Annotated in this window: 19 protein-coding genes; 5 read left to right on the forward strand and 14 right to left on the reverse strand. The window is 59.8% G+C overall.

What is annotated here, in order from left to right:
- Nucleotides 1-70 precede the first annotated feature (70 nt).
- A complete protein-coding gene (locus AB1J88_RS19500) occupies nucleotides 71-1,267 on the forward strand; it encodes an AAA family ATPase (RefSeq protein ID WP_430291761.1) in 1,197 nt (398 codons plus the stop codon).
- A gap of 119 nt (nucleotides 1,268-1,386) precedes the next feature.
- Here AB1J88_RS19500 and AB1J88_RS19505 read toward each other — a convergent pair whose 3' ends face one another.
- The 10 genes from AB1J88_RS19505 to AB1J88_RS19550 form a co-directional block, all read right to left on the reverse strand.
- Nucleotides 1,387-2,259 carry a transporter substrate-binding domain-containing protein gene (locus AB1J88_RS19505; RefSeq protein WP_041071145.1) on the reverse strand — a complete coding sequence of 291 codons (873 nt, stop codon included), beginning with the start codon at nucleotides 2,257-2,259 and terminating at the stop codon, nucleotides 1,387-1,389.
- A complete protein-coding gene (locus AB1J88_RS19510; protein ID WP_430291762.1) occupies nucleotides 2,256-3,038 on the reverse strand; it encodes an amino acid ABC transporter ATP-binding protein in 783 nt (260 codons plus the stop codon). Before AB1J88_RS19510 ends, AB1J88_RS19505 begins: the two co-directional genes overlap by 4 nt.
- Nucleotides 3,035-3,694, reverse strand: a complete 660-nt coding sequence (locus AB1J88_RS19515) for an amino acid ABC transporter permease (RefSeq protein WP_024011159.1) — start codon at nucleotides 3,692-3,694, stop codon at nucleotides 3,035-3,037. The genes AB1J88_RS19510 and AB1J88_RS19515 overlap by 4 nt, the downstream gene beginning before the upstream one ends.
- A complete protein-coding gene (locus AB1J88_RS19520) occupies nucleotides 3,675-4,340 on the reverse strand; it encodes an amino acid ABC transporter permease (protein ID WP_430291763.1) in 666 nt (221 codons plus the stop codon). The genes AB1J88_RS19515 and AB1J88_RS19520 overlap by 20 nt, the downstream gene beginning before the upstream one ends.
- A 555-nt stretch (nucleotides 4,341-4,895) precedes the next feature.
- Nucleotides 4,896-5,693, reverse strand: a complete 798-nt coding sequence (locus AB1J88_RS19525) for a MetQ/NlpA family ABC transporter substrate-binding protein (protein WP_041071133.1) — start codon at nucleotides 5,691-5,693, stop codon at nucleotides 4,896-4,898.
- Between the two features lie 260 nt (nucleotides 5,694-5,953).
- Nucleotides 5,954-6,874 (reverse strand): sigma 54-interacting transcriptional regulator, encoded by a 921-nt coding sequence (locus AB1J88_RS19530; protein WP_430291764.1) that lies wholly within the window; start codon nucleotides 6,872-6,874, stop codon nucleotides 5,954-5,956.
- 59 nt (nucleotides 6,875-6,933) lie between these two features.
- Complete coding sequence (locus AB1J88_RS19535; RefSeq protein WP_041071127.1) at nucleotides 6,934-7,515, reverse strand: alpha/beta hydrolase; 582 nt, start codon at nucleotides 7,513-7,515, stop codon at nucleotides 6,934-6,936.
- A gap of 271 nt (nucleotides 7,516-7,786) precedes the next feature.
- Nucleotides 7,787-8,188: an ExbD/TolR family protein gene (locus AB1J88_RS19540; RefSeq protein ID WP_003220570.1), complete on the reverse strand. Its 402-nt coding sequence runs from the start codon at nucleotides 8,186-8,188 to the stop codon at nucleotides 7,787-7,789.
- A gap of 1 nt (nucleotide 8,189) precedes the next feature.
- Complete coding sequence (locus AB1J88_RS19545) at nucleotides 8,190-8,915, reverse strand: MotA/TolQ/ExbB proton channel family protein (protein ID WP_041071117.1); 726 nt, start codon at nucleotides 8,913-8,915, stop codon at nucleotides 8,190-8,192.
- A gap of 44 nt (nucleotides 8,916-8,959) precedes the next feature.
- Nucleotides 8,960-9,775 carry an energy transducer TonB gene (locus AB1J88_RS19550; RefSeq protein WP_145595763.1) on the reverse strand — a complete coding sequence of 272 codons (816 nt, stop codon included), beginning with the start codon at nucleotides 9,773-9,775 and terminating at the stop codon, nucleotides 8,960-8,962.
- 160 nt (nucleotides 9,776-9,935) lie between these two features.
- Between AB1J88_RS19550 and AB1J88_RS19555 the strand changes: the two genes are divergently transcribed.
- Complete coding sequence (locus tag AB1J88_RS19555) at nucleotides 9,936-10,163, forward strand: hypothetical protein (RefSeq protein ID WP_430291765.1); 228 nt, start codon at nucleotides 9,936-9,938, stop codon at nucleotides 10,161-10,163.
- Here the strand turns inward: AB1J88_RS19555 and AB1J88_RS19560 are convergent.
- The 3 genes from AB1J88_RS19560 to AB1J88_RS19570 all read right to left on the reverse strand — a co-directional run bounded on the left by AB1J88_RS19560 (nucleotide 10,153) and on the right by AB1J88_RS19570 (nucleotide 14,388).
- Nucleotides 10,153-10,479, reverse strand: coding sequence for a hypothetical protein (locus AB1J88_RS19560; RefSeq protein WP_003220553.1), 327 nt, complete (start codon nucleotides 10,477-10,479; stop codon nucleotides 10,153-10,155). The genes AB1J88_RS19555 and AB1J88_RS19560 overlap by 11 nt on opposite strands.
- Before the next feature lie 181 nt (nucleotides 10,480-10,660).
- On the reverse strand, nucleotides 10,661-12,004 hold the full coding sequence (locus tag AB1J88_RS19565) for an aryl-sulfate sulfotransferase (RefSeq protein ID WP_430291766.1): 1,344 nt from the start codon (nucleotides 12,002-12,004) through the stop codon (nucleotides 10,661-10,663).
- A 23-nt stretch (nucleotides 12,005-12,027) separates the two neighbouring features.
- The gene (locus AB1J88_RS19570; protein WP_430291767.1) at nucleotides 12,028-14,388 is read right to left on the reverse strand and encodes a TonB-dependent receptor; all 2,361 of its coding nucleotides are present in this window, start codon (nucleotides 14,386-14,388) and stop codon (nucleotides 12,028-12,030) included.
- 165 nt (nucleotides 14,389-14,553) lie between these two features.
- Here AB1J88_RS19570 and AB1J88_RS19575 point away from each other — a divergent pair, with 165 nt between their 5' ends.
- Both AB1J88_RS19575 and AB1J88_RS19580 read left to right on the forward strand, forming a co-directional pair.
- A complete protein-coding gene (locus tag AB1J88_RS19575) occupies nucleotides 14,554-15,498 on the forward strand; it encodes a LysR family transcriptional regulator (protein ID WP_430291768.1) in 945 nt (314 codons plus the stop codon).
- Nucleotides 15,499-15,711: 213 nt separating this feature from the next.
- Nucleotides 15,712-17,328 (forward strand): alkaline phosphatase family protein, encoded by a 1,617-nt coding sequence (locus tag AB1J88_RS19580; RefSeq protein WP_430291769.1) that lies wholly within the window; start codon nucleotides 15,712-15,714, stop codon nucleotides 17,326-17,328.
- 107 nt (nucleotides 17,329-17,435) lie between these two features.
- Here AB1J88_RS19580 and AB1J88_RS19585 read toward each other — a convergent pair whose 3' ends face one another.
- A complete protein-coding gene (locus AB1J88_RS19585) occupies nucleotides 17,436-18,356 on the reverse strand; it encodes a TauD/TfdA dioxygenase family protein (protein ID WP_430291770.1) in 921 nt (306 codons plus the stop codon).
- A 181-nt stretch (nucleotides 18,357-18,537) separates the two neighbouring features.
- On the opposite strand from AB1J88_RS19585, the gene AB1J88_RS19590 reads away from it, so the two are divergent.
- Nucleotides 18,538-19,458, forward strand: coding sequence for a LysR family transcriptional regulator (locus AB1J88_RS19590; RefSeq protein ID WP_041071095.1), 921 nt, complete (start codon nucleotides 18,538-18,540; stop codon nucleotides 19,456-19,458).
- The last annotated feature ends 57 nt before the right edge of the window (nucleotides 19,459-19,515 follow it).

Here is a 19,515-nt window from a genome sequence, read left to right on the forward strand (position 1 = left end):
ACAAAAGCAAGATCAAAAGATCGCAGCCTTCGGCAGCTCCTACAATGGTCGCCTCAAGAGAAGGATTTTCATGCTCAAGACCCTCGCGGTGGCCAATTACCGCTCGATCAACAAACTGGTGATTCCGCTGGGCCGGCTGAATCTGATCACCGGCCCCAACGGCAGCGGCAAGTCCAATCTCTACCGCGCCTTGCGCCTGCTGGCGGAGACCGCTCAGGGTGGCGTGGTCAATGCACTGGCCCGCGAGGGCGGGCTGGACTCGACGTTCTGGGCCGGGCCGGAAACCATCAGCCGACGCATGCGCAGCGGCGAAGTGGCGGTCGAGCCGACCGTGCGTCAGGGCGTCAAACGGCTGCGCCTGGGGTTTGCCGGGGAGGATTTCAGCTACTCCATCAGCCTCGGCCTGCCCGACTCCAACGGCCACTTCATATTGCCGGGAGACACTCAGCCCAGCCCCTCGCGTTTCAGCCTCGATCCGCAGATCAAGCGCGAATGCATCTGGGCCGGCCCGCTCTATCGCCCGGCGAGCCTGCTGGTGGATCGCAACGGTGCGATGATCCGCGCCCGCGAAGCCCGCAGCTGGGACGTGCTGGCGCAGCACACACCGAATTTCGACAGCCTGTTCGATCAAATCGGCAGCCTGCGCAGTTCGCCAGAGGTGTTCCAGATGCGCGAGTTCATCCGCCGCTGGCGCTTCTACGATCACTTTCGCAGCGACGCCGACGCCCCGGTGCGCCAGCCGCAACTGGGCACGCGCACGCCGGTGCTGCACCACGACGGCCGCGATCTGGCCGCCGCGTTGCAGACCATCAATGAAATCGGCGACCCCGAGGCCTTGCAGGCGGCGATCAGCGACGCGTTTCCCGGCGCACGGCTGAACATCGCACCGCTGGCCGGTGGACGCTTTGCCATCGAGTTTTTCCAGGAGGGGTTGCTGCGACCCTTGTCGGCGGCGGAGCTGTCGGACGGGACGTTGCGTTATCTGTTGCTGATTGCCGCATTGCTGACGCCACGACCACCGTCATTGATGGTGCTCAACGAACCGGAAACCAGCCTGCACCCGGATCTTTTGCCGGCGCTGGCGCGCTTGATCATTCGCGCTTCGGAACAGTGTCAGGTGTGGGTGGTGTCCCATGCACGACGGTTGATTTCAGCGTTGCAGGAAGATCCGGAGTGCAACTGCATCGTGCTGGAGAAAACCTTCGGCCAGACCGGAATTGTCGGGCAGCGGGTACTGGATGAGCCGGCGTGGAACTGGCCGGATTGAAAGCGAAAAGATCGCAGCCTGCGGCAGCTCCTACAGGTTTCGCGTCGCGCCGTGATAGGGCGACAGGCGCTGTCCGTGTAGGAGCTGCCGCAGGCTGCGATCTTTTGCGCCTTAATTAATCAACCCTGCCACTTGCCACCCTCGACAATCACACTCTCAGGCCGGGTGTCATCGCTCAGCTCTTTGCGCACGTATTGGTCGTACAGCTTGAGCAGGTACTTCTCTTCACCCAGCTTCGCCAGTTCGCTGTTCACCCAGTCACGCAGCTCGACATTGCCCTTCTTCACCGCCGGGGCAATCGGTGCTTCGGCGCCGAGTTTTTCCTCCAGCACACGGTAGCCCGGGTTCTGTTTGGCCCAGCTGAACAGCACCAGATTGTCCTGCGCGTAGGCATCGCCACGGCCATTGGCCAGGGCTTGCAACGACTCGGAGTTTTTCTCGAACTTCAGCAGTTTCCAGTCCGGATGGTTCTTGGTCAGCCAGATATCGGCGGTAGTCCCGGTGGTCACGATGGTGGTGCGGGTGGCCAGGTCATCCAGTTTTTTCACCGCACTGCTTTGCGGCACCAATGCCTGCACCGCAACCTTGAGGTTCGGGTTGGTGAATTCCACCGCCTCCTTGCGCTCCGGGGTCACGGTCATGTTGGCGAGGATCAGGTCGACCTTGTCGCTCTGCAGGAACGGAATGCGGCTCGCCGGCTCCACGGCAACAAACTCGACTTTGTTCTCGTCACCGAGCAGATCCTTGGCGAAACGCCGGCCGATGTCGGTGTCGAAACCGACGTAGCGCCCGGCCTCATCGACGAAACCGAACGGTGGCTTGTCGGTGAACACGCCGACGATCAGTTTGTCGCGGGCCTTGATCTTGTCCAGATAGCCGGCTGGCGCGGCGCTTTCGCTGGCGACTTTCGGCTTCGGCGGTTCTTCGGTTTTGCTGCAACCGGCAAGCAAGGCAAGGCTGAGCAGAGGCAGTAAAAAAGCGGCAGTTTTCATAGCGGTTCCAGTTCCTTTGTCGGATTCGTTTTTGGCAGTGTTGCAACGAAGGAGAACTTCTCCAGGAACTGCTGCGCGCGTGCGGTTTGCGGGTTCGTAAAGAAAATCTCGGGCGGGTTCTGCTCAAGGATGCGCCCGGCATCCATGAACACAATACGGTCGGCCACTGCGCGGGCGAAGGCCATTTCGTGGGTGACGATCAGCAGGGTCATGCCCTCGCGGGCCAGGCCCTGAATCACTTGCAGCACTTCCTTGACCATTTCCGGGTCGAGGGCCGCGGTGACTTCATCGAACAGCATGACCCGTGGGGTCATGCACAACGAGCGGACGATGGCGATGCGTTGCTGCTGGCCACCGGAGAGCTGGCGCGGGAAGGCATCGCGTTTATCCGCCAGGCCCACGCGTTCGAGCAGCGCTTCGGCTTGCTGCTGCGCTTCACGGCGCTGGCGCTTTTGCACCTTGAGCGGGCCAAGCAATAAATTGTCGAGCACGCTCATGTGCGGAAACAGGTGATAACTCTGGAACACCATGCCGATTTGTTGGCGCACTTCGCGCCAGTCGGTGGCTTTGTCCAACAGTTCACGACCGACAAATTTCAGGCTGCCGTTGTGCGCTTCTTCCAGGCCGTTGAGGCAACGCAGCAACGTGCTTTTGCCACAACCGCTGGGGCCGAGGATGACGATCACTTCGCCGCTGCGCACTTGCAGGTCGATGCCCTTGAGCACCTGCTGCTCGCCATAGAATTTGTTGAAACCCTGAAACTCGATCAATGCGCTCATGCTTGCGTCCAGCGCCGCTCCAGCACGCGCGAGGCGGCCGACAGCGGGTAGCAGATGAAAAAGAAAAACAGAAACAGCGCGCCGTAGATCAGCACCGATTCGTAGGTGCGCTCGATGATCTGCTGGCCGACCTTGATCACATCGACCACGCCAATCAGCACCGCCAGCGAACTGGTCTTGATGATCCGTGTGTAGACGTTGATGGTCGGTGGCGTCATGCGTTTCAGCGCCTGCGGCAGCAGCACATAGCCGTACAGTTGCGCCGCATTGAGGCCGATCGACAGCCCCGCTTCACGCTGCCCGCGCGGCAATGAATGCAACGCACCGCGCGCCACTTCGCCAACCTCGCTGGCGCCCCACAGCGATAGCACCAGCACCGCGCACCAGAAGCTCGGCAGGCTCAGTCCGAAGAAAATCGGCAAGCCGAAAAACAGCAGGTACAGCCAGACCAGCACCGGAATCGCCCGGAACAGTTCCAGATAGATCCGCAGGATCGCATTCAGCCACGTCACGTTGAGCGTGCGCAATACGCCGTAGAGCACCCCGCCAATGGTGCTGATGGCGATGCTCAGGAACGAAATCGACAAGGTTTGCCCGGCGCCTTTTGCCAATTGCGGCAACGACACCCAGAGCAGTTCAAGACCCGAACTGGCCATGCTGGAGCCTCCTTTCCAGACGGCTGAGCAACAGCGACAGCGGCAAGAACAACAGCACGCAGATCAGCGTCAGCACGGCGAGCATTTCGTAGGTTTTGTAGTAAAGCGCGATGTAGCTTTTGGTGGTGTAGAGGATTTCCGGCACCGCCACCGCCGAGACCACGGTGGTTTCCTTGAGCAGGAAAATGAAATTGGCGAACAGCGACGGCAAGCTGAGAATCCCCGCTTGCGGCAGGATCACGTAGCGCAGCAACTGGCCGTGGGACAGACCGATGGAGCGGCCCGACTCCAGTTGCGCCTGCGGCACCGCATCGACACCGGCGCGCAGCACTTCGGTGAGGTAGGCGCCGCCGAGAAAAGTCATGGTGATAATCGCCGCGGAGAATCCGGAAACCTTGATTCCCAGCGCCGGCAAGGCGAAGTAGACGAAGAACAGTTGAATCAGCAGCGGCGTGTTGCGCGCCAGCTCCACATACAGGCCGACGGCGCGTTGCAGGTAAGGCGTACGGAACACCAGGATCGTCGCGTTGAGCAGCGCCACCAGCAGCGACGTGCCGATGGCGATGAACCCGACTTGCAGCGTCACGCCCACAGCCTTGAGAAAGGCCGGCAGGGTACTGAGGATAAATGCGTAATCGAAAGTCATGAAGCATCCTGGACGTCGCTCGGTAAGCGACGGTCATGCAGTCCATGGACAGCGGGTAACTGTCCGGCAGGTGCTGACTTTATAGGTATAAAAACAAGAATTTAAATACTGTTAAAGCATATTGATATCACCCAAAAAACTACCCTGTGGGTTTGCCGGGAAGGAATAAGAAGGCTATTTTCCCTTGCGCTGTAGGAAGGATCTTTTTTGCGTGAAAGCCCTCCAAGGACGAACAGCTTTTGGCCAGACTCCCCCGGCCAAACCATTACAAGGAAGACAACATGGACGTAAAAGTGCCGCAGCGACTGGACCCGCAGGACATCGTGAAATTGCTCGTGGCGTTGCGCCGGGCGTTGAAGGCTCAGGTGGCCTGAGTTACCACACATCAAGATCAAAAGATCGCTTTCCCCTGTAGAAGCTGCCGCAGGCTGCGATCTTTTGATTCTGGCTTTAGATCCTGTGGCGGTCCCATAAATCGAGCACACACAAAAACGCCGATGACCCTCACTGGCCATCGGCGTTTTCATACCTTGAAGGGGTGGTTCAAGCGGCGGATCAGAACGCCGGCAGCACCGCGCCGTTGTACTTCTTCTCGATGAACGCTTTGACTTCAGGGCTGGTCAGGGCAGCGGCCAGTTTCTTGATAGCATCGCTGTTCTTATTGTCCTCACGGGCGACCAGGAAGTTCACGTAAGGCGAGTCAGCGCCTTCGATCACCAGCGCATCCTTGGTCGGGTTCAGCTTGGCTTCCAGCGCGTAGTTGGTGTTGATCATGTCCAGATCAACTTCCTTCAGCACACGTGGCAGCAGCGCCGATTCCAGTTCCTTGAACTTGAAGTTGTGCGGGTTCTTGGCGATGTCCTTAGGGGTCGCCAAGGCGTTTTTCGGATCTTTCAGTTCGATCAGGCCCGCCTTCTGCAGCAGGATCAGGGCACGGCCGCTGTTGCTGCCTTCGTTCGGGATCGCGATGGTCGCGCCGTCAGGCAGATCAGCCAGTTTCTTGTACTTGCTCGAGTAGCCACCGAACGGTTCAACGTGCACGCCTTGCACGGTCACCAGGTACTTGGCCTTGTCGTCCTTGTATTTGCCGGCATTGAAGCTGTCCAGGTAGGGCTTGGTCTGGAAGTAGTTGGCATCCAGACGCTTCTCGCCAACCTGCACGTTCGGCTGCACGTAGTCGGTGAAGACCTTGATTTCCAGATCCACGCCTTCTTTGGCCAGGGTCGGTTTGATCAGCTCGAGAATTTCCGCGTGCGGCACCGGAGTCGCCGCCACCACCAGTTTCTCGCCGGCCTGGGCCAGGGAAGCAGTCAGAGCAGCCGCCAATGCGGTAAACAACAGAACCTTTTTCATGCAGTGTCCTTATCGAGAATCACGGTCGCGAATGGCGACGGCTATTAATACGTGTGCCAGTGAAGTGCTATCTCTGGCGTGAAGCGGACAATACCGGGATTTTTTATTCCCGGACAATAACGTTTATTCACGTTGATATTCCATTTTGTTCATACACGCGAGATAGACATGCAGGCGCTGCCGCAGGCTGCGATCTTTTGATTTTCAATGGTTTAAAAGCGCTGAAAGCAAGATCAAAAGATCGCAGCCTGCAGCAGCTCCTACACGAGGCCTGCGCTTTTCAGTAACTGCTTTAGCGCCTGCTGATCGGCGGCGGTGCCATTTTCCAGGATTTGTTTGATCTGGCTTTCGATCTGCACCAGCGTCTGTGGCAGGTTCAGGTGCTCCGGGAGGATTTCCTCGCCAGTGCTGACCAGCAGCGCGAAGTGAATGACATTTTCCAGCTCGCGGGTGTTGCCCGGCCAGCTGTGGCGTTCCAGCAGGTGCTGCGCGGCTTCGCTGATCAACGGCACCGGCAGATCAAGGCGTTGGCTGTAGATGCCGAGAAAGTATTCGGCCAACGACAGGATGTCGCCGATCCGCTCGCGCAGGGCCGGCAATTCCAGCTGACCTTCGCTGAGGTAGTGATAGAGCCGTTCGTGGAATTTCCCCGCGTCCACCGCTTGCGCCAGATCGATGCTGGTTGCCGCCACCAGCCGCACATCTAACGGACTTGGCTGATGGGCGCCGACGCGGGTGACTTCATGATTTTCCAGGGCGGCGAGCAGTTTGATCTGAATCGGCAGCGGCAAGTCGCCAATCTCGTCCAGATACAACGTGCCGCCGTTGGCCGAACCGAACCAGCCGGCACGACTGCTGGCCGAACCGGTGTAACTGCCGGCGGCATAGCCGAACAGTTCGGCATCGGCATAGGTCGGGCTGATCGCGCCGCAGTTGACCGAGACGAACAGACCGCTGCGATCACTGGCGCGGTGGATGTGGCGCGCGAGCAACTCTTTACCGGTACCGGTCTCGCCACGGATCAATACCGAGATTGTCCGCGGTGCCAGGTGCTCCAGCTCTTCACGCAGTTGCCGCGAACGTGGATCAACGAAGACCAGCGCCTTGGCGCGGATGCTCAGGGGGCTTTTTTCCGCATCGGGAAAGGTCAGCAACGGCTGACCGAACGCTTCAAAACTCATGGCAGACTCCCGCCCACAACCGCCGGGAGACGGGGGCGATCAAAAAGAAAAAATACCACTCAAGCGCGACGCCGCGCGTGGTGTTCCAGGCGGTTTTGCAGGCGATAGAGGTAAGCGAAACCCTGCTCCCAGCGCTGGTGCCCGGACTTGACGTTGATGTGCCCGGCCCCGGCGAGAATCCCCGCCTCGGCGCCCCAATCGCGCGCCAGCTCCAGCGCACGTGGCGCGCTGACCGCGGCGTCGTTGTCGGAGGCCACGACCTGACTGGGGAACGGCAGCAGGTCAGTCGGGATCGGTGCGAAGTTACGCAGCGCCGGTGCGCAAGTCGGGCGCTCGACATCCGCCGGTGCGACCAGCAACGCCCCGCGCACCTGCCGCAGGTATTGCACGGGCGCGGTAGCCGCCCAATGCGCAACGGTGACGCAACCCAGGCTGTGAGCAATCAGGATCACTGGCGTGCTGTCGGCGGCAATCGCTTCGGCCAGCGCCGCGACCCAGTCTTCACGGCGCGGCGTCAGCCAGTCGGCCTGCTCCACCCGGGCGCTGTTGGGCAGGCTGTTCTGCCAATGAGTTTGCCAATGATCTTCTGGCGATCCTTGCCAGCCCGGCACAATCAGGTAACGGATTGATTCGTTGCGCATGGGGGAGCTCTCCTGCGTCGTGTCTGTTCCTGATCGAGTATAGGGACGGGATTTATATTCGTTAAGGAATAAGAAGCTATTTATTAAGACTCAAAAGAAATATCAATTGTTTTGTGCAGGAGCTGCCGAAGGCTGCGATCTTTTGCGCTTGTTCTTAAAATCAAAATCAAAAGATCGCAGCCTTCGGCAGCTCCTACAGGGGTAGTTTTTGCGAGATAAAAAAAGGGCCGCACCCTGCCAAGGAGACGGCCCCGGAAAAACGTAAATCCTGTTACCGCGCGGTGATCACCGACAATTTGGTAATCCCCGCTCGCTCGATCGAAGCCATGGCCCGCGCCACTTCGCCGTAGTTCACCCCGTCGTCGGCCTGCAGTTGCACGCGGACTTCCGGGTCTTTCGCCTTGGCCGACTTGAGGTTGAATTCCAGCAGGTCCGGCTGGATTTCATCCTTGTTGATAAACAGTTTGCCGGCACCGTCAATGCTCACCACCAGCGGGTCTTTCTGCTCGACCGGCGCCACGGCTTCGGTCTTCGGCAAATTGATCGGGATCGCATTGGTCAGCAGCGGTGCGGTGACGATAAACACCACCAGCAGCACCAGCATCACATCAACCAGCGGCGTCACGTTGATCTCGCTCAGCACCTCGTCGCTGTCTTGCGTGGAGAAGGCCATATCAGGACGCCTCCTTCACTTTTGTCGCGTTGCCCGGTGCCGACACCTTGTTTGCAGTCGGGTGGATCAACACGCGGAACGCACTCTTCTGCGCCAGGCTGTAGAAGTCGTGGGCGAAGTCATCCAGATCCGCCGCCGTCAGTTTCAGACGCCGCAAAAAGTAGTTGTAAACCAGCACCGCCGGCACCGCGACCGCGATCCCCACACCGGTGGCAACCAGTGCCGCGCCGATCGGACCGGCGACGGTTTCCAGGCTCGCCGAGCCTGCCGCGCTGATGCCTTTGAGCGCCTCCATGATTCCCCACACCGTGCCGAACAGACCAATGAACGGCGACGTACTACCAATACTCGCGACCACCGCCAGACCGGTTTCCAGCGAACGCCGTTCGCGCACGATCTGCTGGCGCAAGGCACGTTCGAGACGATCCTGATGGTTGATCGCCTGGCTCAGGTCATTGGCCTGCGGCGCCTCACCCACCTGAATCGCCGCGTAACCGGCCTGTGCCACCCGGGCCGCAGCGCCGGGTTGGGTTTCGCTCAACTCAGCGGCGGAGTCGAGACTCGACGCCGCCCAGAAGCGTTTATGAAACTTGCGATCCTGCGCCTTCAGACGACCGAACTGCACAGCCTTGAGCAGCGCCAGTCCCCAGGTGGCAACGGAAAAAACCACCAGCAGCCAGATCACCGCACTTTCGATGGATTCCAGTGGAGAGGCCAGTAACGTCATGATGTGTTCCCTCGTGTAAACATTTAGCGCGAATAGGTTTCGGTTTAATGAATCTTGAAATCGATGGGCACGCTGACCCAGCCGTCCTGGGCGACATCACCCTGCTTGGCCGGCACGAAGCTCCACTGTTTGACGGCGTTGAGCGCTGCGTCGTCGAGCTGCTGCCGGCCACTGCTTTTCTGAATCTGGATCTCGCCCGGTTTGCCGTTGGCCAACACGTGCACCCGTAGCAATACCGTGCCTTCCCAGCCGCGACGCTGGGCCAGCGATGGATACTCCGGCGCCGGGTTCTTCAAATACGCGGCGTTGGCCGAGGCCGGCGTTACCGGAGCCGGAGCCGCGGGTGCAGGTGGCGCTGGCGCAGCGACCGGGGCGGCCGGTTGCGGCGGCGCCGGTGGTTGCTCCACGGCTTTGGGTGCTGGCTTCGGCACCGGCTTAACCACCGGTTTCGGCTTGGGTTTGGGGATCGGTTTAGGCGGTGGCGGCTTCACCGCCAACTCGTCTTCAACCGGTGGCGGAGGTTCGACCACCGGCGCGGGCGGCGGCGGTTCAACCACGGGCGGCGCGGGTGGTGCCGGCCGCGAAAACTCGATGGTCATCGGCGGAATTTCCGGCGGCACGATCGGCAATGCCGGTGTCGGATGCTGATTGATCCAGTAGATCACCGCACCATGCACCAACAGCGCCAGCACGCCGAGCAGGATCGCTTCACGACGGCTCAGAATGCCCTTGGGCGCGCGTTGCAAACGCAACTGCCCCAACGGCACACGATGGGGCCGGCCGAGATCGACCAATTCGCCACTCGGTGCCTGGCGCCACAGCACCTCTTGTGCACTGGCGGCGGTCTGGACATTGCCCATTGATTCACTCCCTGCGGTCTTTTTTGCGTTTTCTACACAACAGCCGATCCGCCGTTTGTTGAATCCCCCACGGCGAGTCGATGGGTGAATCATTGGGTTTGTCGCTTATCTCTGAAAGTAATCTTTAATGTTATGCATAGGCCTTTATGGAATATACGAGTTGATCAATTCCGCCAAAGCCGCGCGCCACAAGGGCTGCAGCGTTACGCTGCAAAACGCATGCTTTTCAGGCATTGAAGGTATTCATGCAACGCATCAAATTCGCCTGACCCGGTTTCATGGGACAACTAATACAAAATCGATAGTTGCCAATAAAACTCCGCCAACAAAAAGGCCGGAGCACTTTCGTGCCCCGGCCTGTTTAATTGACCGAACAATTATTGCTTGATGAACTCTCCTGCCAGCCCCACAACATCACCATCAAAGTTAGTACGCGAACCCACCGCACGAACTTTCGAATAGTTGTGGTCCGGCGAGAACAGCGTCCAGGACTGATAGCCAGTGCCATCATTCAGCGCCGCGAACGTGATGATCGTCGGCTGCCCGGTACTGTTCTGGAAATGGTAATGCCCGTAGGCGATGTCGTAGTTCACGCCGTTCTGGCTGAACTTGCCGCTGAAGGTGCCGTTGGAATCGTTACCATCGGTGATCGTCAGTTTGGCGCCAGCGTTAGCGTTTACATAATTGCCATTAATGCTCGACATAACGTGATTTCCTTTATCGTTGGATAAGTGTCTTCCGATGAGAGCAAGTTTCCTCCTGGAAACTCACGACACACAGGATGGTTGTCCATTGACTTATTGTCCACGGTACTTGTCAACGATATTGCTATAGGCACTATTCATGTCGTTCATAACTTATTTCGAATCGGAAGAACCTTAATAACTAACGGCTGACTTGGGTTTGTTGCACACCGACAGCCGGCATCAGGACTGCCGTCTCCGAACGCGGCGTTCCCGCCGGCACCCAGTCATAACTCACAGGCAGCGCACGATAGACCCAGTTGCTGATTGCATCACTGCCCGGCGCCTTGCCCAGATACGGGCTGACATATTCCCAGACGTTTTCACCGCTGGCCGTGATCTGGAAAAACCGCCCGTTCATGCCTTCGTCGATCAGCGTATTGCCGTTGGGCAAGCGTCGCGCGCTGCTGATGAATGAACTGTAGAAGGCCCAACCCGGCTGCTTCGAATTCGCTGCGCTGTATTGCCAGACGATTTGATTTTTCTGCGGGTCGATTTCCAGCACCCGCGAACCGGAAATCAGCCCGAGGGGGACGTTTGGATAGCCCGCCGAACCCTGGTTATCGAACACCAGCAGATTGCCCGCACCGGGGAGCCCGGCGGGGATGATGTGCGCGTCGTGCTGACCGACGAACTGATCCACCGGACGCGGTAATTTCTGCGCGGTTTTCGGGCTGATCAGCGGCAGGTTCGGGCCGAGACGCCACACCACTTTGCCGCTGTGCTTATCGATGATCGCAATGAAGTTGGCGTTGCGCGAATCGAGCAACAGGTTGTCCGGATTGAAGCGTTTGTCGCCGGCATCGAACCACTTGTTCGGCCCGACCACGCTGAGGTTGTTGACGTGCAAGTAATCCGGATTATCACTGGCGCGCACCAGTTTCAATTGCTCCGGGGTGAAGCCGAATTCGTTCAGGTGCTCCGAGGCCAGCCACTGCCATTTCACCGCACCGTCAGGACTGACTTCATAGATCACATCGTCGATCACCTCAGGCACTTTGAAGCCTTTGACCTTATGCACCTTGTTCGCCAGCACCACCGTGTTGCCGTTGCTCAACCGGCGCTGATCGTGGTGTTGCTGTGCTGCGCCGTCAGGGGCCTTGTCGCCCCACTGCCAAACGACTTTGCCGCTCCAGTCCAGTTCACCGACGCTCTGATTGCCCAGACCGTTACCGGCGGAGCCGAGCTTGCCCGGATCCTTGTCACTCAGTTGCAACAGCACATGCCCGCGCGCGCCGCCGACCAGTTGCGGGTCGATGATCGCCGACGGGAAACCCGCCTGTGGCCAGGTTTTCACCTCGTTGCCGTTCATGTCGATCAAGTGGGTCTGCTTGTCGGCGCCACTGAAGATCACGTACTGGTTGAACGCTTTGTTCGGGTCATAGCGGGTGACGCCGGTCGGGTACACGCTGGGGGCGGCGAACACCCCGGTGCTTGAGACTGCGCCGGATAACAACAGGGCTAAAGCGGTTTTGCCTGGCAACATGATACAGCTCCTTGAATGACAGATCAGAAGTCGTAGCGACCGGTAACGCCGAGGGTGCGCGGCGTACCGAGCAGGCCTTCATAACCGCCGTTGCCGCCGGTCCACAGCGTCGTGTAATAGGTCTTGTCGAAGGCGTTCTTCAGCCACAGCGAAACGTCCCACTGGCCCTGATTGAAATCGCCACGCAGACCGGTGGACAGGTTGACCACGGCGTAGCTCGGGATCTGCCCGTAATCGGAGTCCTCGACCGTGCCCACCGCTTTGGAGCGGAATGCGTAACTGCCGGTGACGTAGGGTTGCAGACCGTTGGCCAGATTCCATTCGTATTTGCCGTTGGCGTTGCCGATCCATTTCGACGCGCCGACCACTTGGTGGCCGCTGAGGTCGCAAGAGGCTGGTGCGCCCGGTGCCTGGCTGACTTCCGGCGGGCACGGTGCATCTTTGTACGAGAGGTAGCTGACGTCGTTGTACGAGCCGTTGAAGTTCAGGGTCAGGCCGCGCAACGGGATCACCGTGCTTTCGAATTCGACGCCGCGTGAGCGCACCGAACCGGCGTTGGTCAGGTATTGCACGCGGTTGACGTCGTCGTAGGCGTTGGTCTGGTAGGCGTTGACTTGGGTCCAGAACACGTTGGCGTTGAGCTGCAAACGCCGGTCCCACAGCGTGCTTTTGAAGCCGAGTTCGGCGTTGTTGGCGCGTTCGGTGCCAATCAGCAGCGAGTCGGCGCCGGCGGTTGGCGCCGAACCCACCGCGAGGTTCACGCCACCGGATTTTTCCCCGTGGGACAGCGTGGCGTAACCGAGCAGGTCATCGGTGATGCGATAGCTGAGGTTGAGCAGTCCGGACGGGCTGGAGCTGTACTGATTCAGATCGCCGGAGTCGTAGGCGCCAGTCCGTCCGCGGCGTGCCGTGGCCGCTGCGCCGGTGACCGTGGCACCACCAACCGGCGCATCGCGGGTGACCCAGGCGTTCTTCTCTTCATAGGTGCCACGCACGCCGGCAGTGAAGTCCAGGCGCTCGGTGAGGTGCCAGGTGCCTTGGGCGAACAGGGCGAAGCTGTCGGTCTTGATGTGGCCGTTGCCGACGCTGCCGACGCTGGCCAGCGCGCCGCGTGGCGTGCCGTTCCAGATGTCGGCCTGCGGGCCGTAATAGGCAAAGGATTTGTTGTCCAGATCCGAGCCGAAGTAGTACGCGCCGACCACGTAATCGAAGAACTCGCCCTTGGGCGAGGCGAGGCGAAATTCCTGCGAGTACTGTTTATCTTCGACAGAAACCCCGGCGTTGTAAGTCGCGGCGACGTTGAGACCGTCGTCGTTGGCCGGGGTGAAATTCCAGAAGCGATACGAGCTGATCGAGGTCAGGGTGAAATCGCTCGGCAGCGTCCAGTTGGCCTCCACCGACGTGCCGCCCTGATGCACGGTGACGTGCTGGTCGTTGTCCAGATTGACCTTGCGGTGCGAGCCGTTGACCAGCGTCGCGCCGGCGGCATTGGCCCGCGATTGGTAGAGGTTGACGCCGTTGATGGTCGGTCCGGTGTTGTACAGCACGCGGGTGCCGGCGCTGGAGTCCTCTTCGTTGTAATCGCCGATCCAGCGCAGATTGAAATCTTCGTTGGGCTTGAACAGCAACTGCGCACGGAAGCCATCGCGCGAGCCACCGTTCAGGTCATGACCGTTGTATTCGTTCTTGATGTCGCCGTCGCTGCGGGTGCGATAGGCCGAAAAACGTCCGGCCAGTTGATCGTTGAGCGGCCCGGAAATGGTGCCCTTGGTCTGGAAATACCCGTCCTCGCCAACCGAGGTTTCGATGCTACGTTCCGGGGTAAAGGTCGGCGCGCGGGTACTGATGTTGATCACCCCGGCGGTGGTGTTCTTGCCGAACAGCGTGCCCTGCGGCCCGCGCAGGACTTCGAGCTGTTCGATGTCCATCAGGTCGAACACCGCCATACCCGGACGGCCCAGATAGACGTTGTCGATGTACAGACCGACGCTGCCTTCCAGACCGTCGCTGGCCGGGTTGTTGCCCAGGCCACGAATCGACACGCTGGACTGACGCGCGTGCATGTAGGCGACGTTGACGCTCGGCACCAGTTGCTGCAAATCCTGAATCCGGTAGACCCGCTGCGTCTCCAGCGTCTGACCGCTGACCACGCTCATCGGCGTCGGCACGTCTTGCGAACTTTCTTCGCGACGGCGGGTGGTGACGGTCACGGTTTCCAGCTGCGAGCTGTTGGCCGCGGGCTTGCCGGCGGGAGCCGGCGGCGGTGTTTCGGCGTCCGCGGCGTAACCCTGAGTCCAGCTGGCACTCCCCGCCAGCAACAGGGCCAGAGGCAGGCGTTTGAGCCGTCGTGGCGTTAAGGGTGACGCAAGGTTCAACGGACTCATGGCGCGGCTCCTGGTCAAAAAACACACAGACATCTTCAGTGCTGCATATTCTTTTCAGTTATTTATTTATGGATTTACAAATATTTACTGCATAAGAGATTGCCTTTATAAGGAGTCGACCTAATGCATATCCAATGCATTTCCCGGATATTTTTTATGTGAAAAATGCATATCGACTTGCGCCAACTTCGACACTTCATCGCCCTCGCCGAACAACGCAGCTTCGTCGCCGGCGCGCAGGCGGTGAACCTGTCGCAGTCGGCGTTCAGCCGCAGCATTCAGGCGCTGGAGCACAGCGTCGGCTGTCAGTTGGTTGATCGCGGGCGCAAGGAATTACCGCCGACCAAGCAGGGTCAGGTGTTGCTCGAACATGCGCGGCGACTGGTCAGTGGCGCGCAGCAGATGGCCAACGAGATCAGTCAGTTCAATGGGCTGGAGGCGGGCGAGTTGCGCTTCGGTTGCGGCCCGGCGCCGGCAGCCGGATTGATCCCGCGCGCGATCGGCGCGTTCATCGGGCGCTACCCGAAAGCGCGGGTGCAATTTCAGGTCGATGACTGGCAGAGCCTGAGCAAACGCCTGCTCAGCGAAGAGTTCGAGTTCTTCGTCGCCGACACCCGGCAATTCGAAGCCGATCCGGATTACCTGACGTACCGTTTGCGACCGCGCAAATGGCATTTCTGCTGCCGCGCCGAGCATCCATTAGCGGCATTCGAACGGGTCTCGGCCGAGCAACTGATGAGTTATCCACTGGCCGTAAGCATCCGCCCGCCGAACCTGCGCAAGGTCATCGTCGACCTCAGCGGCCGCCCGGATTTCACCCCCAATGTCGAATGCGAAAACAGCTCAAGCCTGCTCGGCGTGGTGCTGCGCTCGGATGCCATCGGCATTGTTGGCGCGTATTCCGACGCACTGCATCAGGCCAAGGGCGAGCTGGTGTGTTTGCGGATCGAGGGTTTGGCCGATGACCTGGAGGAGCTGTACACCCGTTATGGGATTGTCAGTCGGGCGGGGTATCGGTTGTCGCCGCTGGCTGAGGCGATGATTGAGCAGATCAAGGCGATTGATGCGGTGGATGAGGAGGTTTGTTCACTCGAAAATTTAGCTGTCTGAGCTACCGCTATCGCTGGCTTGCCAGCCCCCACAAGTTGCGGGTGTTCACATCATATTGGCTTGGCGCAAATCCTGTGGGAGCTGGCTTGCCAGCGATTGTGCCGAAACAGTCACCGATGCATCCACTGCATAAAACCCATTCCCCAAATGCACTTGCCGAACACCCCCGCCGAAAGCGAAAACCCTCGCCTGTCTCTCTGACCGGTGAACCCCATGTCCAACCCGCAAAACCCCGTGCGCAACGTGCTGTACATCATGTGCGATCAACTGCGCCGCGATTACCTGTCCTGCTACGGCCATCCGCATCTGCACACGCCGAACATCGATCGCCTGGCCGCCGCTGGCGTGCGCTTCAGCCGCGCCTACACCCAGGGCACGATCTGCGGGCCGTCGCGGATGTCGGCCTACACCGGACGCTACGTCAGCAGCCATCAGGTCGCATGGAACGCCGTGCCGTTGCCGCTGGAAGAACTGACCATCGGTGATTATCTGCGCCCGCACGGCATTCGCACTGCGCTGGTCGGCAAAACCCACGCCACGGCCAATGTCGATGCCCTGCAGCGTCTGGCGATCAACCCGGACAGCGCGCAGGCCGAGGTGCTCAACGAGGTCGGTTTCGAGCCGTACTTTCGCCACGACGGGATCTTCCCCGATGACCCGCTGTTCGACGACAAACGCGAATCCGCGCCCTACACCCATTACCTGCGCGAGCAGGGTTTCGACGGGCGCAATCCCTGGCACGACTGGGCCAACGCCGCCGAAGGCGAGAACGGCGAAATCCTCAGCGGCTGGCAGATGCGTCATGCGCATTTGCCAGCGCGAATTCCCGAGCAGTTCTCAGAGACTGTCTACACTACAAATCGAGCCATCGACTTCATCACCGAGCAAGGTGAGAAATCCTGGTGTTTACACCTCTCCTACATCAAACCGCACTGGCCCTATATCGTACCGGCGCCATACCACGCCTTGTACAGTACGAAATCGATTCTCGAAGCGGTCCGCGCGACGCCCTCCGAAGCCAGCAAACATCCCGTATACACGGCGTTTCGCCAGCATGAGGAAAGCCTCAACTTCTCCCGTGATTCAGTACGATTGAATGTAATCCCCACCTACATGGGCCTGATCAAGCAAGTGGATGACCAGCTCGGGCGGCTGTTCGATTACCTGCAGAGCAACGGACGTTGGGATGACACGCTGATCGTGTTCACCAGCGATCACGGCGACTTTTTGGGCGACCACGGGCTGGGCGAGAAGGAGTTTTTGCTCGAGCAAGCGGTGGGCGTGCCGTTGATCGTGCGCGACCCCCGTGCGGCGGCGGATATCACTCGCGGCACGGTGGATGAGCGGCTGGCGGAGACAATCGATGCATTGCCGACGTTTCTCCAGGCCCTGGGTTTGCCGGGCGCCGAGCATCGGCTGGAGGGCCGCTCGCTGATCCCGCTGTTGCACGGCGAAAAACCTGATTGGCGCCGCTACGCCATCAGCGAATATGACTACGCCTTTCAGGCTCCGGCACGCGAGCGACTTGGCCAGCCGATCGACCGCTGCCGCATGACCATGGTGCGCAGCGAGCGCTGGAAATACCTGGCGTACGACGGCTTCCGGCCGCAACTGTTTGACCTGTTGAATGATCCGCAGGAGTTGCGCGATTTGGGTGACGACCCGGCGTACGCGCCGGTGCGCGAAGAGCATGCGGGGTATCTGTTCGAGTGGGTGCGCGGGTTGAAGCGGCGGACCACGATCAGTCATCAGGAGATCGATTTGCGCGGACAGCGGTTTCGCTATGGCGAGCCGGAGACCGAGAAGGTGGTGCAAATCGGTGTGTGGTAGTTAAAAGCATCGCTGGCAAGCCAGCTCCCACAGGTTTTGCGTTGTTCACATCCTTTGTGTCCGACACCAATCTCTGTGGGAGCTGGCTTGCCAGCGATGGAGCCTTATCAAACGCCGACGATATCCGCGCCTTTAATGGTCTGACTACGTTGCCCCGAAGCCCCAACCGGCACTTCACCCTTGAGCGTCACTCGCCGCACGATGCGATCCTGAGTGCCGTAATCATCAATCGCATAATGCTGCGTCGACCGGTTGTCCCAGATCGCCACATCGCCCGCTTTCCAGCGCCAGCGCACGGTGTTTTCCTGACGAATCACATGGCTCTGCAACAAGCCGAACAGGTGCGCCGAATCGGCTTGCGAATAACCCTTGATGCGTTTGACGAAGTGCCCCAGCAACAAGCTCTTCTCGCCGCTGATCGGGTGTACACGCACCACCGGGTGCTCGGTCTCGTAGACCGTCGAGGTAAAGATCTTGCGATAGCGCTCGAGCTTCTCCGGCGACACGTCTGGCTTGGCCCCGGCGTAGTCGTATTCGTTGCTGTGCACGGCGACCAGTTTGTCCGCCAGCTCGCGCAGCTCGCTCGGCAGTTCGTTGTAGGCGGTCGCGGTGTTGGCCCACAAGGTGTCGCCACCGAAGGCCGGGGCCACCACCGAGCGCAGGATCGAGGCTTTCGGGTAGGCGTCGACGAAGGTCACGTCGGTGTGCCAGGAGTTGGCGCGCTGGCCCTCGGCTCCGTCCAGCTCCAGCAGATAACGCGTGCCCTCGCGCACCGGTACAGTCGGATGCGCCACGGGCTCGCCGAGCAGATGCGCGAAGGCTTCCTGGCGCTGATCGTCGAGTTGAGTCTGCTCGCGGAAGAACACCACCTTGTACTGGATCAGCGCCTGCTGAATGGCTTCAACCGTGGCGGCGTCCAGTTCTCCGGACAGGTGCACGCCACGAATCTCGGCGCCGATACGACCGGCCACCGGATGGATTTCCAGCGCGTGGACAGCGGGTTTTACAGCGAGTGCGGCATTGCTCATGGGTAGACCCTCATCGACTGCTTGCGGTTGGGCGACAGCGAAACATGGCTCTATCTATATTCCATTTACATCTAATAGATATTCACATGCTTCGTTGACGGAATAAGAGCTTGCATTTAAAACCTCAAGCAACCCTCGTCGCAAATGCCTTCGAGCTATTTTTAGGATGCCGGGAAAGCATATGGATCTTCGCCAGTTGCGCTACTTCATCGCCCTCAACGAACACCGCAGCTTTGTCCGTGCGGCGGACGCAATGGGTATCACTCAACCGGCGTTCAGCCGCAGCATCCAAGGGCTGGAGCAAGAGTTCGGCTGCGTGCTGGTGGATCGCGGCAACAAGGATCTGCGCCCCACCCCCGAAGGCCAGGTGGTGCTGCAACACGCCCTGACTCTGGTGCAGGGCGCGGCGTTGCTCAGCGCCGAAGTGACGCAAATGACCAAGCTTGATGCCGGAGAGCTGCACTTTGGTTGCGGCCCGGCGCCAGCGGTGAAACTGGTGCCGGATGCGGTGGCGCAATTCATCAACGCGCACCCGAAAGTACGCACCTGTTTTCAGGTGGATAACTGGGAAAAGCTCAGCCGCGCGCTGAGCCGCGAAGAGATCGAATTCTTCATCGCCGACATCCGCCATTTCGAGGCCGATCCAAACTTCCAGACCCAGGCCCTGACGCCCAAGCGCGGGGTGTTTTTCTGCCGGCCCGGGCACCCGCTGCTGGCCAAGGAAAGCCTGTCGACCAACGACATGTTCGACTACCCGCTGGCGACCACGCTGATCCCGCCAGGGATTCGCAAACTGCTGGCGAATCTCAGCGGCCGGATCGATTTTTCGCCGACCATCGAGACCGAGCATTTCCCGGCGCTGGTGAAAGTGGTGCTGCAATCCAATGCGATTGGCGTGGGCACGGAAGAGGCGTTCGTCGAAGACATTGCCCAAGGCTCACTGGCGCTGCTGCACTGGCGCAACCTGCCACAGAATCTGGAGAGCATGAATGCGCGCTGCGGGATTGTCAGTCGTACTGGGTTTCGCCTGTCGCCCGCAGCGCGGGCGATGATCGAGACGTTGGTGGCGGTGGATAAGCAGGAAGTCAGCGTCGCGGTTTGAAGATCAAAAGATCGCAGCCTCTCTTACAGAGAACGCATTCCCCTGTAGGAGCTGCCG

It is taken from the genome of Pseudomonas sp. S8, assembly GCF_050473925.1.
In the GTDB taxonomy this organism is placed as follows: domain Bacteria; phylum Pseudomonadota; class Gammaproteobacteria; order Pseudomonadales; family Pseudomonadaceae; genus Aquipseudomonas; species Aquipseudomonas parakoreensis.

Bases quoted from the DNA above. Each gene is read 5' to 3' on its own strand.
- AB1J88_RS19545 (WP_041071117.1), bottom strand. From the start codon at position 8,915: ATGACGTTACTGGCCTCTCCACTGGAATCCATCGAAAGTGCGGTGATC.
- AB1J88_RS19565 (WP_430291766.1), bottom strand. From the start codon at position 12,004: ATGTTGCCAGGCAAAACCGCTTTAGCCCTGTTGTTATCCGGCGCAGTC.
- AB1J88_RS19580 (WP_430291769.1), top strand. From the start codon at position 15,712: ATGTCCAACCCGCAAAACCCCGTGCGCAACGTGCTGTACATCATGTGC.
- AB1J88_RS19540 (WP_003220570.1), bottom strand. From the start codon at position 8,188: ATGGCCTTCTCCACGCAAGACAGCGACGAGGTGCTGAGCGAGATCAAC.
- AB1J88_RS19560 (WP_003220553.1), bottom strand. From the start codon at position 10,479: ATGTCGAGCATTAATGGCAATTATGTAAACGCTAACGCTGGCGCCAAA.
- AB1J88_RS19500 (WP_430291761.1), top strand. From the start codon at position 71: ATGCTCAAGACCCTCGCGGTGGCCAATTACCGCTCGATCAACAAACTG.
- AB1J88_RS19515 (WP_024011159.1), bottom strand. From the start codon at position 3,694: ATGGCCAGTTCGGGTCTTGAACTGCTCTGGGTGTCGTTGCCGCAATTG.
- AB1J88_RS19510 (WP_430291762.1), bottom strand. From the start codon at position 3,038: ATGAGCGCATTGATCGAGTTTCAGGGTTTCAACAAATTCTATGGCGAG.
- AB1J88_RS19585 (WP_430291770.1), bottom strand. From the start codon at position 18,356: ATGAGCAATGCCGCACTCGCTGTAAAACCCGCTGTCCACGCGCTGGAA.
- AB1J88_RS19570 (WP_430291767.1), bottom strand. From the start codon at position 14,388: ATGAGTCCGTTGAACCTTGCGTCACCCTTAACGCCACGACGGCTCAAA.
- AB1J88_RS19575 (WP_430291768.1), top strand. From the start codon at position 14,554: ATGCATATCGACTTGCGCCAACTTCGACACTTCATCGCCCTCGCCGAA.
- AB1J88_RS19530 (WP_430291764.1), bottom strand. From the start codon at position 6,874: ATGAGTTTTGAAGCGTTCGGTCAGCCGTTGCTGACCTTTCCCGATGCG.
- AB1J88_RS19590 (WP_041071095.1), top strand. From the start codon at position 18,538: ATGGATCTTCGCCAGTTGCGCTACTTCATCGCCCTCAACGAACACCGC.
- AB1J88_RS19535 (WP_041071127.1), bottom strand. From the start codon at position 7,515: ATGCGCAACGAATCAATCCGTTACCTGATTGTGCCGGGCTGGCAAGGA.
- AB1J88_RS19520 (WP_430291763.1), bottom strand. From the start codon at position 4,340: ATGACTTTCGATTACGCATTTATCCTCAGTACCCTGCCGGCCTTTCTC.
- AB1J88_RS19550 (WP_145595763.1), bottom strand. From the start codon at position 9,775: ATGGGCAATGTCCAGACCGCCGCCAGTGCACAAGAGGTGCTGTGGCGC.
- AB1J88_RS19525 (WP_041071133.1), bottom strand. From the start codon at position 5,693: ATGAAAAAGGTTCTGTTGTTTACCGCATTGGCGGCTGCTCTGACTGCT.
- AB1J88_RS19505 (WP_041071145.1), bottom strand. From the start codon at position 2,259: ATGAAAACTGCCGCTTTTTTACTGCCTCTGCTCAGCCTTGCCTTGCTT.